The 16,454-nt window shown below is 71.2% G+C and carries 13 protein-coding genes; 9 read left to right on the plus strand and 4 right to left on the minus strand.

Annotated features, from left to right (window positions below; translation table 11 throughout):
* Positions 1 to 429 precede the first annotated feature (429 nt).
* Positions 430 to 3,186, minus strand: coding sequence for an AAA family ATPase (locus OHA11_RS32640; protein WP_266502514.1), 2,757 nt, complete (start codon positions 3,184 to 3,186; stop codon positions 430 to 432).
* Positions 3,146 to 3,562, minus strand: coding sequence for a helix-turn-helix domain-containing protein (locus tag OHA11_RS32645; protein WP_266502516.1), 417 nt, complete (start codon positions 3,560 to 3,562; stop codon positions 3,146 to 3,148). The genes OHA11_RS32640 and OHA11_RS32645 overlap by 41 nt, the downstream gene beginning before the upstream one ends.
* Between OHA11_RS32645 and OHA11_RS32650 the strand changes: the two genes are divergently transcribed.
* From OHA11_RS32650 to OHA11_RS32670, 5 genes are read left to right on the plus strand one after another with little or no spacing between them, the layout of a single operon-like run.
* Complete coding sequence (locus OHA11_RS32650) at positions 3,561 to 4,769, plus strand: cupin domain-containing protein (RefSeq protein WP_266502518.1); 1,209 nt, start codon at positions 3,561 to 3,563, stop codon at positions 4,767 to 4,769. The two genes, OHA11_RS32645 and OHA11_RS32650, sit on opposite strands and share 2 nt — an antisense overlap.
* Positions 4,766 to 5,626, plus strand: coding sequence for a fumarylacetoacetate hydrolase family protein (locus tag OHA11_RS32655; protein ID WP_266502520.1), 861 nt, complete (start codon positions 4,766 to 4,768; stop codon positions 5,624 to 5,626). Before OHA11_RS32650 ends, OHA11_RS32655 begins: the two co-directional genes overlap by 4 nt.
* Positions 5,613 to 6,473 (plus strand): maleylpyruvate isomerase N-terminal domain-containing protein, encoded by an 861-nt coding sequence (locus tag OHA11_RS32660; RefSeq protein ID WP_266502524.1) that lies wholly within the window; start codon positions 5,613 to 5,615, stop codon positions 6,471 to 6,473. Before OHA11_RS32655 ends, OHA11_RS32660 begins: the two co-directional genes overlap by 14 nt.
* A 48-nt stretch (positions 6,474 to 6,521) precedes the next feature.
* Complete coding sequence (locus tag OHA11_RS32665; RefSeq protein WP_266502528.1) at positions 6,522 to 7,643, plus strand: NAD(P)-dependent alcohol dehydrogenase; 1,122 nt, start codon at positions 6,522 to 6,524, stop codon at positions 7,641 to 7,643.
* A 20-nt stretch (positions 7,644 to 7,663) separates the two neighbouring features.
* Positions 7,664 to 9,115 carry an FAD-binding oxidoreductase gene (locus OHA11_RS32670; RefSeq protein WP_266502530.1) on the plus strand — a complete coding sequence of 484 codons (1,452 nt, stop codon included), beginning with the start codon at positions 7,664 to 7,666 and terminating at the stop codon, positions 9,113 to 9,115.
* A gap of 138 nt (positions 9,116 to 9,253) precedes the next feature.
* On the opposite strand, the gene OHA11_RS32675 is transcribed toward OHA11_RS32670, so the two are convergent.
* The gene (locus OHA11_RS32675; RefSeq protein ID WP_266502532.1) at positions 9,254 to 9,871 is read right to left on the minus strand and encodes a TetR/AcrR family transcriptional regulator; all 618 of its coding nucleotides are present in this window, start codon (positions 9,869 to 9,871) and stop codon (positions 9,254 to 9,256) included.
* A 202-nt stretch (positions 9,872 to 10,073) separates the two neighbouring features.
* Between OHA11_RS32675 and OHA11_RS32680 the strand changes: the two genes are divergently transcribed.
* From OHA11_RS32680 to OHA11_RS32695, 4 genes are all read left to right on the plus strand, one after another.
* Entirely contained in the window at positions 10,074 to 10,718 is a 645-nt protein-coding gene (locus OHA11_RS32680; RefSeq protein WP_266502534.1) for an isochorismatase family protein, read from the plus strand.
* Positions 10,719 to 10,862: 144 nt separating this feature from the next.
* Positions 10,863 to 12,878 (plus strand): ATP-binding protein, encoded by a 2,016-nt coding sequence (locus OHA11_RS32685; RefSeq protein ID WP_266502535.1) that lies wholly within the window; start codon positions 10,863 to 10,865, stop codon positions 12,876 to 12,878.
* 142 nt (positions 12,879 to 13,020) lie between these two features.
* Entirely contained in the window at positions 13,021 to 14,424 is a 1,404-nt protein-coding gene (locus OHA11_RS32690) for an NAD(P)/FAD-dependent oxidoreductase (RefSeq protein ID WP_266502536.1), read from the plus strand.
* Positions 14,425 to 14,631: 207 nt separating this feature from the next.
* Positions 14,632 to 15,069 carry a nuclear transport factor 2 family protein gene (locus tag OHA11_RS32695; protein WP_266502538.1) on the plus strand — a complete coding sequence of 146 codons (438 nt, stop codon included), beginning with the start codon at positions 14,632 to 14,634 and terminating at the stop codon, positions 15,067 to 15,069.
* A gap of 31 nt (positions 15,070 to 15,100) precedes the next feature.
* On the opposite strand, the gene OHA11_RS32700 is transcribed toward OHA11_RS32695, so the two are convergent.
* Positions 15,101 to 16,204 (minus strand): glycoside hydrolase family 5 protein, encoded by a 1,104-nt coding sequence (locus tag OHA11_RS32700; RefSeq protein WP_266502539.1) that lies wholly within the window; start codon positions 16,202 to 16,204, stop codon positions 15,101 to 15,103.
* Between the last annotated feature and the right edge of the window lie 250 nt (positions 16,205 to 16,454).

Raw genomic sequence — 16,454 nt, forward strand, 5'->3', positions numbered from 1 at the left:
CGGTGCCGATGACCGGCGTGCCCCCGCCGATCCGGTCGAGGCCGGCGGCGTAGGCGTTGCGGGGGAAGGGGGGTCCCGCAGGCGCGGGCCGGTGAGGCGGGTGGTCGGGACGGCTTCGGCCGGGCATGCGCCGACGATGACGGTGTCATCGCGGGTGTCACCGGCCATGGCCGCCTCCGCGCGCTCCTGCTGCCTGCCTTCTCTCCGGCCGGTTGGCCGGACGACAGCGAAGGTACGAAGATGCGCGGGTTTGCGAATCGGTCACGGTATCGGTCGGTGGGGAAGCCCGGACCGATGGTCGCCTGGGTCAGCGGTCGCCCCGCGTGACCTGAACCCCGTTGCCTGAACCCCGTGGCCCGAACCGCGTGACCTGAACCCCATCGCCTGGACGCCCGTACCGACCTGGTGCCGACGGCTCGGGCGCCTCGGTCACCCGGTCAGTCGCAGGCCGCCCTCGAAGTCGACACGTGAGAGCTCGGCGCGCGAGACGATGCCGAGTTTGGGGAAGACGTTGGACAGGTGGTGGCCCACGGTGCGCGGGCTGATCAGCAGCTGTGCGGCGATCTCCCGGTTGGTGAGCCCCTCTCCGGCCAGCCGGGCGACCCTCAACTCCTGAGACGTGAGGATGTGCCGCGTGTCCTGGGCCGGACCGGGGCGGCGCAACTGCTGCCCGGTGAGCTCCTGTTCGGTCAGGGCGCGCTCCAGCAGCGGGGTGGCCTTCAGCCGGCGGAAGGTCTCAGCGGCCTCCGCGAGCTGGACACGGGCGTCGGTGCGACGGCGGGCCCGCCGCAGCCACTCGCCGTACAGGAGCCGCGTACGGGCGTGGGCGAAGGGCCGGGACGTCGCTCCGGGGACGGCCAGAGCGAGCCGGAACGAGTCCTCCGCCTCGGGACCGGAGGCGAGCAGGGCGCGGGTGAGGTGTACGGCGGAGACGGCCCAGGCCGCGTCGGTACGCCTGGCCCAGTCGTGCAGCAGCCGCGCCTGGGGCTCGATCGCCTCCGGCTGTCCGGCGTGCACCGCTGCCTCGATGGTGTCCATGGCGGCGAGGACGGCGAACGTGGGGTGCGCGGCGTCGTGGCCGGGCTCGGTGAGCCGGACCAACTGCTCCAGTGCCTCCCCGGCCCGGCCCGCGAAGAGCGCCGACATGCCCAGGTTCCAGTGGGCGGCCGCGCTCAGGGCGCGCACCCCGCGCGGTACCGACAGTTCCAGGGTGCGGGCCGCGGCGGTGGCGACGGTTTCTTCGTCGCCCCGCGCGGCGGCCAGCCAGCCCAGGCAGTTGCGGCACTGCGAGGACGGGTGGTCGGCGCCGATCTCCTCGGTGAGCCGCAGCCCTTCGGCGGCGTTGGCGGCGGCCTCCGCCCAGTTGCCCCGCGCGAGGTCCAGGGTCACGGTCTGTGCCAGGACCACGGCCAGGGCGGTCACCGAGTCCGTACGCCGCAGCTCGACGATCTTGCGCCGCAGGGCGTCGGACAGCGAGCGCTCCATGCCCCACGCGACGCACAGCGGCGTGGGCGGTGCCAGCCGCCAGGACCCTGAGCCGAGCCGGGTGAGGACATCATCGGCGGACCCGGCCGTGGCCGGGGTGAGAACCGCACCCGTGGCGGCGCCCTCGGTCCACCACTCGTACAGCAGCGGCAGCAGATCCGCTTCCGGGAAGTGGTCCGCCGGTGCCGGCGTGCCGAGCTGCCGCAGTGCCTCGGCCTGCAGATCGGGGCGGCCCGCCGACCAGCCGGCCCGTACCGCCATGCTGCCCAGCTCGATCGCCTTACGCGGATCGGACACCACCCGCATGTCACGTGCCAGGTAGCGGTACGCCTGCTCCTGGTCGCCGTGGGCGAACTCGATCAGGCCCCGCAGCCCGCCACTGAGCTCGGTGACGGTGGATTCGCACGTCAGCCGTTCGGCCCGGAGCAGGAGCTCCCGCGCCACGTCCACCTCGCCCGCCTCCCATGCGGCCAGGGCTCCGCGAGCCAGCCGCCGTGCAGCGTCGGCCACCGCGGGTGACAGCTCCGCCGCCCGCCGCAGCGCACGAGCGGCCGTGGCGCAGCCGCCACGCGTCCAGGCACGGTCGGCCGAGTGCTCCAGCAGCCTCGCCACCGACTCATCGGCTTCCTCCGCCGCCGCGGCCAGATGCCAGGCGCGCAGCTCCTCGGCGTCCTTGCCGGTCAACGCTCGGGCGAGCGCGAGGTGAGCGGCCTTCCGCTCGGAGAACGGCGCGTCCTCGTAGACGACGGCCCGGATCAACGGGTGCCGGAACCGCACCCGGTCGCCCCGCACGCTCAGCAGACCGGAGCGCAGCGCGTCGTCCCAGGCAGCCGCGTCCACGCCGAGGACGCCTCCCGCCTGACGCAGGACCTGCTGGTCCCCCCGGTCCTCGGCGGCGGCGAGCAGCAGCAGGGCGCGCGTCGGCGCGGCCAGCCCCGCGATCCCGACGTTGAAGGCGTGACGCAGCCGGGGCCCGACGGAGATCTGCTCACCGGGCAGGGCGTGCGCCGACGCATCGGCGGCCAGCAGGGCGGGGGGCAGCTCCCGGAGGGCGAGCGGGTTGCCCGCTGCCGCGCGGACCGTGCGGCGGATCAACGCCTCGCTCACGTCGGGTGCGGCGGCGGAGGCGAGCAACTGGGCGTCCTCGTCGGCCAGGCCCCGGATCTCCATGGCCGGCAACCGCTCCCAGGTGCCGCACGCCGGATCCTCGTGCGCGGTGAGCAGGGCGGCGACATGCTCGGTGCGCAGGCGCCGGGCGACGAAGGCCAGGCACCGCGCGGTCGGCTCGTCCAGCCACTGTGCGTCGTCGGCGACGATCAGTACCGGCTGCTTCTCGGTGAGGTCGCAGACCAGGGTGAGGACGGCCGCGCCGATGAGGAAGCGGTCGGCCGGGTCGTCGCTGTGCCCCAGCGCGCCGCGCAGGGCGCTGGCCTGGGGTTGCGGGAGGTCGGCGATCCGGTCCATCACCGGCCACAGCAGTTCGTGGAGCGCGGCGAAGGCCAGCCCGGACTCCAGGCGGGTGCCGCGGCAGGTCAGAACGGTGAAGTCCGCGGCGGCGGCCTCGACCGCGTGGTCCAGCAGCGTCGTCTTGCCGATGCCGGGGTCACCCCACAGCACCAGAGCGGCCCCCGTGCCCTCGCGGGCCCCGGCGAGGATCTGGTCAAGGGCCGCCTTTTCCCGCTGCCGTCCGTACAGGTCCATGTGGCAAGGAGCCTAGGCGACGGTTGTCCCGGTTGCCACGGGCGGACCTGCGCGCATTCCGCGGGCTCCGGTCGGGGCGCTGTTCGGCGAAGCCCCGGTAGACCAGCATCGCGAGCAGTCGATGCGCGGTGGACGGCGAGACGCCCAGTCGTTCGGCGGCATCGCTGACGCGCAGCGGCCCTTCCTGCTGGAGGAGTGTCGCCAAGTGCAGCGCGTGGTCGACCGAAGTGATCGGGTACGGCGCTGATTCTTCACAGCAGAAAATGTAGTCCCGTACAGAAGAATTCTGCCAGCCTTGTCTGCGAGCCGTACGACAGCCACGGGCAACGGCAGGCAACAGCGGGCCACCCCTCTTGGAGTCCGGGAGCACAGGCATGACCTCAAGCGCTTCACCGGTGACGGTCAGGGCCACCGACGCCGCCGACCAGCCCGAGCGCACCCCGCAACTGGAGGCGCTCTACCAGGGGTTCGAGTCGGAGTTGCTCGTCCCCCTGTGGACCGAGATCGGTGATCTGATGCCGGTCCACCCGAAGTCCCGTGCGCTACCGCACCTGTGGCGGTGGAAGAACCTGCTGCCGATGGCGGAGCGGGCCGGCCGCCTGGTCCCGGTCGGGCGCGGCGGAGAGCGCCGCGCGATCGCACTGGCCAACCCCGGTCTGGGCGGGCGCCCGTTCGCCACGCCGACGCTGTGGGCGGCGATCCAGTACCTCAACCCCGCGGAGGACGCACCGGTCCACCGGCACACTCAGCACGCGTTCCGGTTCGTGGTCGAGGGCGAGGGCGTCTGGACCGTCGTCAACGGGGACCCGGTCGCCATGCGCCGCGGCGACTTCCTCCCCCAGGCGGGCTGGCACTGGCACGGCCACCACAACCTCAGCGACCGGCCGATGGCCTGGATCGACGGGCTGGACATCCCCTTCCAGCACTACCTCGACTCCACCTTCTTCGAGTTCGGTCCGGAAGGGCGGGCGGAAGGGGAAGGGACGGCGGAACCGGCAGGGGCGGCGGAACCGGAAAGGGCGCAGGAGAGGGAGGAGGAAGCGGCGGAACCGGAGGAGGCCGAGGCTCGCCGGGCACCGGAGCGTTCGTACTCCGAGCGGCTGTGGGCCCATCCGGGACTGCGTCCGCTGACCCGTCTGGGGCCGACACCGTCCACCCCGCTGCTGGCCTACCGCTGGGAGCACACCGACCGTGCGCTGTCCGAGCAGTTGGCGCTGGAGGCCGAGGGCTACTCGGCGACCGTCGAACCCGGCCACGCCGCGGTCCGTTTCACCAACCCGACCACCGGCGGCGACGTCCTGCCGACCGTGCGCACCGAGTTCCACCGGCTCGCGCCCGACACCGGGACCGCCACCCGGCAAGAGGTCGGCTCCTCGGTCTTCCAGGTCTTCGAAGGCACCGGCCGGGTCACCGTCGGCGACGTCTCCTGGACCGTCGAGCACGGCGACCTCTTCGTCGTGCCGTCCTGGCAGCCCCTCACCGTGTCCACCGAGAACGGCCTGGACCTGTTCCGGTTCAGCGACGCCCCGATCTTCGAGCAGCTGCACCTCCACCGCCACCGCCAGGAAGAGAAACCGGCATGAAACTCGCGACCGTACGCACCGACAGCACCTTCCGCACCGTCCGTGTCGAGCGGCACGGGTACGTCGACCTGGGCCCCGGCGACGTCGGCAGCCTGCTGGCCCGCCCCGACTGGCAGTCACTGGCCGCGGACGCCGACGGCGAATTCCTGCAGATCGAGCGCACCCGGCTCGCCCCGGTGGTCCCGCGCCCCGGAAAGATCATTTGCGTGGGGCTGAACTACCGCACCCACATCACCGAGATGGGCCGCGACCTCCCCGAACACCCCACCCTGTTCGCCAAATATCCCGAGGCGCTCATCGGCCCGTACGACCCCCTGACGCTGCCGCCCGAGTCCGACGCGATGGACTGGGAGGCCGAACTGGCCGTGGTCGTCGGGCGACAGGTGCGGCGCGCCGACCGGGCCACCGCCGAGGCCGCCATCGCCGGGTACACCGTGCTCAACGACGTGACGGCGCGCGACTGGCAGTTCCGCACCAAGGAGTGGCTGCAAGGCAAGACCTGGGAGGCCACCACGCCACTCGGCCCCTACTTGGTGACCCCGGACGAACTCGCTCCCGATGCCGTGATCAGCTGCACGATCGACGGCGAGGTCGTGCAGAAGTCCACCATCGGAGACCTCCTGTTCGGCGCGGCCGACCTGGTCGGCTACATCTCGACCATCCTGACCCTCAACCCCGGCGACGTGATCGCCACCGGCACCACCGGAGGCGTAGGACACGCCCGCAAGCCCCCGCGCTACCTGCGGGACGGCCAGACCGTGGTCACGCGCGTCGAAGGCATCGGCGAGATGATCACCCCCGTACGGCGAGCCCCGGCCGGCGAGCCCCGGCCGGCGAGCCCTCATGACCGGGGCTGAGGCCGGGGCCGGGGCCGCACCGTTGCGAGAGCTCCGCTGGACGGCCCAGGGGCACCAGTACTTCATGTCCTGTCTGAAGCTGATCGACGACTGCCGGCTGGAAGGACCGAGCGCCCTGCCGGGGTGGTCCGGCCGGCACCTCCTCTCCCACGTCGGACACAACGCACGCGCCCTGGCACGACTGGCGCACTGGGCCGCGACCGGGGAACCGACACCGATGTACCCGAGCCCGTCCGCACGCGCCGAGGAGATCGACACGGGTGCGCGATGGCCGGTGCCGCGGCTGCGCGACTTCGTGGAGGAGGAGCAGGACCGGCTGGTCGCCGAGCTGGACCGGATCATCGACGAGAGGTGGCAGGCCGACGTCGTCACGGCCCAGGGGCGCACCGTCCCGGCGAGCACCATCCCCTGGCTGCGCAGTCGCGAGCTGTGGATCCACGCCTGCGATCTCCCGTCGGCCGGTGATCTCCGGTCGTCCTGCGATCCTCCGTCCTCCTGTGGCGACTTCGCGGCCATGCCCGACGATTTCGTCGATGCGCTGATCAGCGACGCCCTCACCCGCCGGCGCACCGTGCACTCCTGCGACCTGCGTGTACGGGCGACCGACCGTGACACCGGCCGCGAGCAGACCGGCCCCGTGCGGACCGGCCCCGTGCCGACCGGCCGCGAGCAGACCGGCCCTGTACAGACCGGCCCCGTGCGGACCGGCCGCGCGGAGACCTATGCGGCGGAGACGTACGTACAGGGTTCCGCCGCAGACCTGGCGCGCTGGCTCACCGGCCGTGGCGCGTCCCCGCGACTTCGTACGGCCGCCGGTGAACTGCCCGAGCTGCCGCCCTGGTTGTGACCGGGACGAACGAGGCCGCAGGCAGCACCGACACCAAGGACGATGATCATGACGATGAAGACCACCGCCGCCGTCGTGGAAGCCCAGGACGGACCCTTCCGGCTCACCGAGGTGACCCTCGACGACCCGCGCCCCGACGAGATGATCGTGCGCATCGCGGCCGTCGGGATGTGCCACACCGACCTGGCCGTGCGCAGCGGCTCCACCCCCTTCCCGTTGCCCGCCGTGCTGGGCCACGAGGGGGCCGGTGTGGTCGAGGCCGTCGGTTCGCGGGTCGGCCGCTTCGCACCGGGTGATCGCGTGATCATGAGTTTCAACTCCTGTGGTGCGTGCGCCGGTTGCCGGGCCGGCCGCCCGGTCTACTGCGACCACTGGGTGCCGCTGAACCTGCTCGGCGGCGCCCGTCTCGACGGCTCCGCACCGATCACCCGCCCGTCCGGACCGGTGCACGGTCACTTCTTCGGACAGTCGTCGTTCGCCTCCCATGTGCTGGTGAACCAGCGCTCCGCGATCAGGGCGCCCGACGACATCGGCCTCGATGTGCTCGCGCCGCTGGGATGCAGCGTGCAGACCGGCGTGGGAGCGGTGCTCAACGTGGCCCGGCCGCAGCCGGGAAGCACGCTGGTGGTGTTCGGCGCCGGCGGTGTGGGTCTGGCCGCGGTGATGGGGGCGAAGCTGACCGCGGCGGCGCGCGTCGTGGCCGTGGACATCAACTCCTCGCGGCTGGAGCTGGCCCGCGAACTCGGTGCCACCCACACCGTCGACTCCGCCGAGGTCGACCCGGCCAAGGCCGTGCTGGAGCTGACCGGAGGTGTCGGCGCGGACTACGCGATCGAAAGCAGCGGCCGTACGGCCGTGCTGGAAACGGCCATCTCCTCCCTGGCCGCGGCCGGCACCTGCGTCGTGGTCGGCGCGCCCCCGCTGGGTACGACCATCCCGGTCGACGTTCCGAACCTGCTCGGGCGCGGCATCCGTCTGCTGGGGACCAACCAGGGCGACAGCGACCCGCAGCTCTTCCTGCCCCGGCTGCTCGACCTGCACCGGGAGGGCCGCCTGCCGTTCGACCGGCTCATCCACCGGTTCCCCTTCGAGCAGATCAACGAAGCGGCGGCGGCAACCCTGGACGGAAGCGTGATCAAGCCGGTCCTCGTCATGCCGAGCTCCGCCTGACGTGCTCCAGGGCCGGCGGCGTGACCCGCGTCGGCCCAGGTCGGCACGGGGTGATGCGCTGGGTCGGGCAGGCGCGTGGCGGTGGCCGGCTCATAGACGTCGGCGAGCGTGGTGAACAGCTGTGCCGCCGCACGGTGACCGTACGAGCCACCGGTCCCGACGCCCACGCCGCGGCCGCCGCGCCGACCGACATCCTCGCCAACGCCGAACAGTCCTCCGGCGCGTGCTCGCGCATCCGCTGCGTTCGGAGCCTCCCGTCCTCATCATGTGAGCAGTGTTTCGCTCCCAGAAAGGACGTACACACAATGAAGGTCATCATCATCGGTGCCGGCGTGCTGGGCGTAAGTGTCGCGAGGCAGCTTGCGGTCGCAGGTGAGGACGTTCTCCTGCTCGATCAGCGGAAAGCCGGCGCCGGTACCACCGCGACCACCTTCGCCTGGACCAACTCCAGTCGGAAGCCCGATCCGGACTACCACCGGCTGAACCTCGCGGGGATGGAGGAACACGCCAGGCTCGCCGAGCAACTGCCTGGTGCGCGGTCGTACTTCGCCAGCGGGGCGCTGCAGTGGGCGGACGCCGCAAACGAGCAGCGGCTCGCTGCCAACGTGGAACGACTGCGGTCTCTCGGCTACCCGGCGCACTGGGTCACGTCCGACGAAGCGACCCGGATCGCGGGCGACCTCCGGATCCCGGCGACCACCACGTCCATCGCGCACTTCCCCAGCGAGGGATACGTTCTGCCGGACCTCTTCGTGAACACCGTGCTGGCGGATGCCGAGCGGCACGGAGCCAGGTGCGCGGTCGGCGAGGTCGTGGCCATCGGCGACAGACCTGACGGAGTGTCCGTCACCCTGGCCGGAGGCGACGTCCGCACGGGCGACCGCCTCGTCCTGGCGGCAGGCCGCTGGACACAACGGCTCGCCGCACAGGCCGGGATCGACGTTCCCATGGTGACGGACATCGGCCGTGGATCCCAGACAGTCGGTCTGCTCGGATACTCCAGGTCCCCGGAAGTCGACCTGCGCTGCGTGATCCACAGCCCCGGACTCAACCTCCGTCCCGCGGCCGGCGGGCATGCCGTCCTGCAAGCTCTCGATCTGAACGCCGACGTCGATCCCGCGGATCCTCCGTCCGCGGACGGGAACATCGCGAGCACCCTCGCCCGGCGGTTCTCGGCGCTGCTGCCCAACCCGGGCCGGGCACCGGAGATCGACCTGCGCATCGGCTTACGGTCACTGCCCGCGGACGGCCGCACCGTCGCCGGCTACGCCTCCCCGCAGTCCCGCGTCTACTGCCTCGTCTCGCACAGCGGGGTCACCCTGGCGCCGGTACTCGGACGGCTGGTCGCGACCGAGATCACAACCGATCAGGAACAGGGCCTCCTCGGGGCCTTCCGGCCCACCCGGTTCGCCGGCGTACGGCGCTCGGACATCGAGGTGGACCAACACGCCACCGGTCTGGGCGATCAGTAGCCGACGCCCCCCGACGCCCCCCGACGCCCTCAAGCACGAGTCCTTTCCCATGACCTGCAACTCCCACGACCTGCAACTCCCATGACCCGCAACGCGATCCAGCGCCTGTTCACCACAAGCGCTCGGCGTGACGAGACGTCAGCCGAGCAGGATGGCACGGAGGTTGGGGACGAGATGTCGGACGAGTTCCTCGTCCGACATCTCCGCCAGCGGGCCGCTCTTGAAGACGTACCGGGAGAAGGTCACCCCGATCAGATACGCGCCCACGGAACTGACGCGTTCTTCGAGGTGCGGGCCCGGAATCACGCGCCGGTACATCTCCAGGCTCTCGTCCTGCATCGCGGCGAACAGCCGCCTGGCCGCCTCCTCTTCGGAAGCCACCGCGCGGATCAGCGCGACGAAGGGGTCGTTGCCCCCGCTCTCGGACATGCGGCGGGCGTACGAGCGGGCGACGCGCGTGGGCAGCGAGTTGGGATCGCCGGCCACCTCGGCAAGCAGGTTCCGGGAGCTCGGGACCGCGGCGAGGAAGAGCTGCTCCTTGGACCCGAAGTGGCGGATCACGAGACCGTGGGTCACTCCGGCCCGGCGCGCCACGTCCCGGATGGTCGTCTTCGCGAAGCCGAGCTCGGCGAACGCGTCCCGTGCCGCCTCCAGGATGGCCGCCCTGCGTACTTCCGGTTGCCGGGTGCGCTTCCTGGCCGGAGCGGCGTCCTCGCCACTCTCCGTCGGCGTCATCTCGGCTGGTGATCCAGTCATTCCGTAAGTGTACGTGTGGTCATCTCGTCCTGGTCTTTCTGGTTACTGGCGAGTGGCTTCCGCGGTGGAGGGCATAGCCCTGTACCCATCTCACCTGCACTCTTATGGAATCGCTTAGTGACCAGGTGGACATTAGCGATTCCCGCGTCGTAGAGTCACTAGTGACCACTTGGTCACTAGTGAATAGAAGGGAAGTCCCGTCATGGCCCCCGAACCTCTGACCCCGGCCAACACCACCATCGTTCTCGTCGACTACGCCGTCGGCTTCGCGAACCTGCTCGGCTCCCACGATCTGAACTCGCACATCCATGCCGTCACCGGCCTGGCCAAGACCGCGAAGTGGTACGGAAGCGGTCTGGTCGTCACCAACGGCGAGGCCGGCAAGCCGTCCGGGCCGCTCTATCCGGAGCTGCTCGACGTCATCGGTGACGAGCCGGTCATCGAGCGCGCCACCGACTTCAACTCCTTCCTCGACGAGCCGTTCGCCGAGGCGGTCCGTGCCGCCGGCCGCAAGAACCTGGTGATCGGCGGTATCGCCACCGACGGCTGTGTCCTGCAGACCGTGCTCGGCGGGCTGCGTGAGGGCTACCGCGTACACCTGGTGGTGGACGCTTCCGCGAGCCTGACGACCGAGGCCCACGAGACGGCGGTGCAGCGCATGGTCCAGGCCGGTGTAGTGCCGGTGACCTGGTTCTCGCTGGCGGCCGAGTTCCAGCTCGACCCCGCGTTCCATGACGCCCCGCACCGGTTGCGGCTGATGCAGGAGAACGTGCCGTCCATGGGCATGAGCGTCCGGTCGTACGGCAACGCCCTGGCGCAGGGCCGCCGCGCAGCCGCCGCTGTCTGAGCCGGTCCCCTCCGACTCGTCGGCCTCCTCCGATTCGCCGGCCTCCTCCGATTCGTCGGCCCCCTCCGATTCGTCGGGTCCCGGCCGCGCCTGAACGCGTCTTCGAGTGGCCGGGCGGGGAGTTGCGGCGGGGATAATCGTGGCATGACGGAGGAGCTGGGCACGCGGGTGCAGGCGGCACGGGACCGGGCGTTCGCGGGCAGGGTGGGCGAACTGGCCCTGTTCCGGGCGGCGCTCGCCGGTGAGGCGCGCGCGTTCACCGTCCTGTTCCTGCACGGCCCCGGCGGCATCGGCAAGTCGATGCTGCTGCGGCGCCTCGCCGAGGAGGCACGCTCGGTGGGCCGTACGGTCGTCGAGGTGGACGGCCGTACCACCCAGGCCACGCCCGCCGCCTTCGAGCAGGAGGCGCGGGCGGCGCTCACCGACGAGCGTGCCGTACTGCTCGTGGACACCTTCGAACGGTGTCAGGGCCTTGAGGGCTGGCTCCGCGACAGGTTCCTGCCCAGGCTGCCGGCCGGGGCGATCGTGGTGATCGCCGGACGGCTGACGCCCGATCCCCGGTGGACCACCGATCCGGGCTGGTCGGATCTGCTCCGCGTCACCACACTGCGCAACCTCTCCCCGGACGAGTCCACGGCCTTCCTCGACGCCCGAGGAGTCCCGGGCCACGCGCACGCCCCGCTGCTCGCGTTCACCGGCGGCCACCCCCTCGCGCTCGCCCTCGCCGCGGCCGTCGCCGTCAAGGACGAAAAGGCGGCCGCGCGCTGGGAGCCGAGCCGCGAGGTGATCGAGACACTGCTGCCCGAACTCGTCGGCGAGGTGCCGTCCGCCCTGCACCGACGGGCGCTGGAGGTGTGCGCGCACGCGTACATGACGTCGGAGTCGCTGCTCAGGGCCATGCTCGGCGACGAGGAGGCCGGACCGCTCTTCTCCTGGCTGCGCTCGCTGCCGTTCATCGAGTCCAGTCCGCAGGGCCTGTTCCCGCACGACGTGGTCCGCGAGGCCCTGGAGGCGGACCTGCGCTGGCGCGACCGTACGGGCTTCGAGGAACTGCATCTGCGGCTGCACCGGCATCTGTACGAGCAGGTCAGGGCCGTACCGGAAGCCGCACTGCTGCCCGCCGTCGGGTCGCTCCTCTACATGTACCGCGGCGACGGCCATATGTCGGAGTTCCATTCCTGGCGCGCCGAGGGCGAGGTGTCCGAGGAGCCGTGCGGCCCGCGGGACCACGGTCGCGTGCTCCAACTGGCCGCCGAGGCCGAGGGCGAGGCGTCCGCGGCGATCGTCCGCTTCTGGCTCGGCGAGCAGCCCGGGGCGTTCCGGATCTACCGCTCCACGCACACCGGCGAGATCGTCGCCTTCGCCGCCTGGCTACGGCTCGAAGAGCCGGTGGGCGTGGACACCGACCCGGTGGTCGCGGCGGCCTGGGCGCACGCGCGTGCCACCGCCCCGCCCCGCGAGGGCGAGCATCTGGGCATCGCGCGCTTCTCCGTGTACCCGCCCGCCTATCAGCTGCCCTCCGGGCCCATGGATCTCATCCAGTGGCACACCATGGGCGACATCTTCCGCGCCGAGCGCCTCGCCTGGTCCTACATCGTGATGCGGGACGCCGACCTCTGGGGGCCGCATCTGCGGCACTTCGACATGCCGCCGCTCGCCGAGGCGCCGCCCGTCGGCGACTTCACGTACACCCTCTTCGCCCATGACTGGCGGGCCCAGCCGGCCGGGCCCTGGCTGGACCTCAAGACCCGGGTGATGCTCGACGGGCCCCAGGCGACGCCCCCGCCGGCGGAGCTCGTGGTGCTGTCCCGGCCGGAGTTCGACGCGGCCGTGCGCGACGCGCTGCGCGGGATGCGCAAGCCCGAGGCGCTCGCCGGCAGCCCGCTGGCGCGCAGCAAACTCGCCGTCGAGTACGGCATGTCGCTGGGCGACGTCCTCGTCCAGGCGGTCGGCGAACTGCGCGAGGAGCGGGGCGGCGAGAAGTACCACCGGGCCGTCGTGGCCACGTATCTGAGTGGGGCGCCCACGCAGGAGGCGGTCGCCGAACGGCTCGGACTGCCGTTCAGCACCTATCGCCGGCATCTGACCGGCGGCATCGACCGGCTGTGCGACGCGCTGTGGCGACGGGAGCTGTACGGAGTCCTGCCGTCCGGCAAGTGAGCTGTACGGAGTCCTGCCGTCCGGCGAGTGAGCTGTACGGAGTCCTGCCTTCCGGCAAGTGAGCAGGGAACCGGACTGGGAACCGACCACCTCCCGAGCCGATCATCGGCGCCGTGAAGGCCGCGGTTCAGGAGGTCGTACGGTGAAGATCGTCGTGATCGGCGCGGGAGTCGTCGGACTGACGACGGCGCTGCTGCTCGCCCAGGACAGGCATCAGGTGGTGGTCGTCGACCGGGACACCGCCGCGCCCGCCGACGCCAACGCGTGGGAGCGGCCCGGGGTCACCCAGTTCCGCCACCCGCACATCATGATGCCGCGAGCGTGTCAGCTCCTGGCCACGGAGCTTCCCCCGGTCCTGGAGGAGCTCATGGCCCGCGGCGGGCGTACCCACAACATGATCGCCGGGGCCTGGCGCCTCCCGGCTGTCGGCGGCCGACTCCCGGGCGACGAACGGTTCGACACGATCGCCGTCCGCCGCCCCGTCATCGAGGCCGCGCTGACCGCGGTCGCGCTGCGTCACCCGTACCTGACCATCCACCGGGACACCCCGGTGACGGAACTGCTCACCGGCACCGACCGGATCCTCGGCCGGCCGCACATCACCGGCGTGCTCACCCGGTACGACAAAGTCCTGGACGCGGACCTGTTCGTCGACGCGGCGGGCCGCAACTCACCCGTGTCGAAGATGCTCACCGATGTCGGAGCGCCCCGGCCCGTCGAAGACCACGCCGACACCGGATTCCGGCTCTACACCCGGTACTTCCGGTCCACCGACGGAACGCTCCCCGCACAGGCCGCCTGGCCGCTCGATCACCACGACAGCGTGTCCACGATCACCGTTCCCGGCGACTCGGACACCTGGGCCCTGTCCCTCGTCGTATCCGGCCGTGACCAGGCCCTGCGCGCGCTGCGCTCGGAGTCGGCCTGGCAGCGGGCTGCGGCGCTGTACCCGAACGTCGCGCACTGGGCCACGACCGGCGAGCCGATCAGCGGCGTCCTCGCCATGTCCGGTACGGAGAGCCGGATCCGCCGCTTCGTCCGCGACGGACGGCCCGTCGCGACCGGGCTGGTGAGCGTCGGGGACGCCTGGGCCGCCACCAATCCGCAGTTCGGCCTCGGCATGGCCATGGGCATGACCCATGCGGCGATGCTGCGCGATCTCCTGCGCACCACGGGCCCCGACGAAACGGAGAAGCTCGCCCTCGCCTTCGACGAGGTCACGCACACGACCCTCGCCCCGATCCATCAGGCCCTGGCCGACTGGGACCGGCACCGCCTCGCCCAGATCGACGGCGGGATCTCCGGCGTCCCCTACGAGACCCAGGACCCGGACTGGAACTTCCGGCAACTCCTCGAAGCCGCCAAACTCCGTGACCCCGAGCTCCTGCGCGCCACGGGCGATGTCGCCTCGATGCTGGCAACCCCGGACGAGGCACTCGCCCCGCCCGGCCTCCCCGAACGCGTGGTGCTGCTGGGCGGGGGAGCACCTCGCTACCCGGAACCGGGGCCTTCGCGGGCCGAGCTCCTCGAAGCGATCGGCGCGTAGCCGTCGCCGCACAGCTGATCACCGCCTGGTCGATCGCCGCCGGTAGCACGGGGCCTGGTAGCACGGGGCCCGGAAATACGGTGCCCGGAAGCACGGTGCGAGGCGTAGGTGAACACCGGACCGGACTGTTTTGTGAGCAGTCCTCGGCCGTAGCTTCCCGTCAGCCAACTGCCCACCACTTTGCCCACCACTGACGAAGGATCACCCATGTCCACAACCACTGTCGTCCACCCCGGCAACGGGCCGACAGCCACCGAGTCCGCCAATGCCGAACTGGTGGCCGCCGCCTACCGTGCCCTCGCGGCCGGTGACATGGCCGCATTTCTGAACTGCCTCTCTCCCGCCATCACCTGGACGGTCGCGGCGGGCAGCCCGACAGCGGGGATCTACTACGGCGGCGAAGAGGTCCTGGCCAAGGCCATGGGGCCGCTCGCACTGGAGTGGGAGGACTTCACGGTCGCCCCCGAAGAGATCTGCCCGACCGGCGACAGGGTCTTCGTGACGGGCAGGTACACCGGAGAGCATCGCGTGACCGGGAAGATCGGCATCGCCAGGTTCGTACACATCTGGCATGTCGAGGACGGCGCGGCCGTCGAGTTCGAGACCGTCTTCGACACCCACCCCATCCGGGAAGCCGCCAAGTAGCCCTTCCTCGGCTCCGCCTCCCGGGGACCGGTCAGGGCTGTACGGGCTTGCCGCGGCCCCAGCCCCAGGTGAGGCGGTCGGCGCCCGACTGGTTGGTGGTGGCCAGCCAGGGGCGGGCGGGGTCGCCGGTCAGGGTCTGCAGCGAGTACGTGTCGTCGGTGCGCAGGCCGGGCCAGTAGACCGACCCCATCCTGAGCTCGCGGAAGGTGTCCGTGACGGCCTGCAGATAGTTGACGAAGTTGTTGTCGGGGGCCGGCCTGTTGTAGTCGAACCCGGTGGTCATCGGGGAGCCGAACTCGTCCGCGACGGTCCGGTTCGCGCAGTCGCCGATGCGCACCTTGAGGTCGGCCACCCACTGGTCGTAGGTGGCGTACTCCTTCCAGAACCCGTAGTGGTGCAACGACAGATAGGTGCCCTTCAGACGCGGGTCGGCGCAGACGGACGTGACGTGGTCGTTGTAGCCCGCGCCACTGACGAAGACCCGGTTGCGGGGGACCTGCCGGTACGTGTCCAGCCACTTCGCGGCGATGTCCGCCCACTCGGTGTCGGTGTAGCCGTGGGGCTCGTTCATCGGCTCGAAGTAGACCCGCTTGTCGTTCTCGTAGGCCTTGACCACGGTGTTCCACATGGGCCAGTAGGTCGCCGGGTCGTCGATGAAGCCGTCCTTGCGGGGGCCCGTGCCCTCCCAGTAGGAGAGGATGATCTTGAAGCCCTTGTCCGAGGCCGCGTCGATGACTCCCCGATAGGACTTCCAGTAACGGCCGTTGACCGTGTACGGGTTGATGGGCAGTCGGACGGTGTTGGCACCGAGGTTCGCGCGGAACGCCGAGATCACCCGGCTCGCCTTGGTGTAGGTCTGGGCGTAGGTGTCGGAGGTCGACAGACCGGACAGCACGACAGGGTCGTCGGCGAAGTTGTCGCGGGGGTCCGCCCAGTTCACGCCCTTGAACTGGGTCGTGTCCCTGCCGAGCCCGCTCGCGTCGCCGCTCGGCGTGGCACCGGCCGGGCGGGCGGCCGGGCCGGCGTCGGCCGGGCCGGCGGCGACGGTGGTGCCGCTGGTCCCGGCGATCAGCAGCGCCACGAAGGCGGCACGCAGCCGGGGGGTGAGGCGGGCTCTGGCGGGGGCGTGGGGCATCGGCTTGCCTTTCGGGGGTGATGTTTACGTAAACATCGCGGCGCCGGAATCGTGGCACCCGGTGCGGCGGCCGTCAAGGTTTCTTACGTGTAACGGGTGTTGGGGTGTTTGCGGCCAGGGTTTGTGGTTGACCGTTGCCTACTTCCTCAGATTGGCGTTTCGGGCGACGAGCCTGTCCTGTCGTAGCGGGTCGGTTCGTCTGGTGCTTCTGGCGACGTCGGAAGAACGCAGGGTCGTGGGCGCGGGCAAG

Source organism: Streptomyces sp. NBC_00878, assembly GCF_026341515.1.
Classification (GTDB): Bacteria; Actinomycetota; Actinomycetes; order Streptomycetales; family Streptomycetaceae; genus Streptomyces.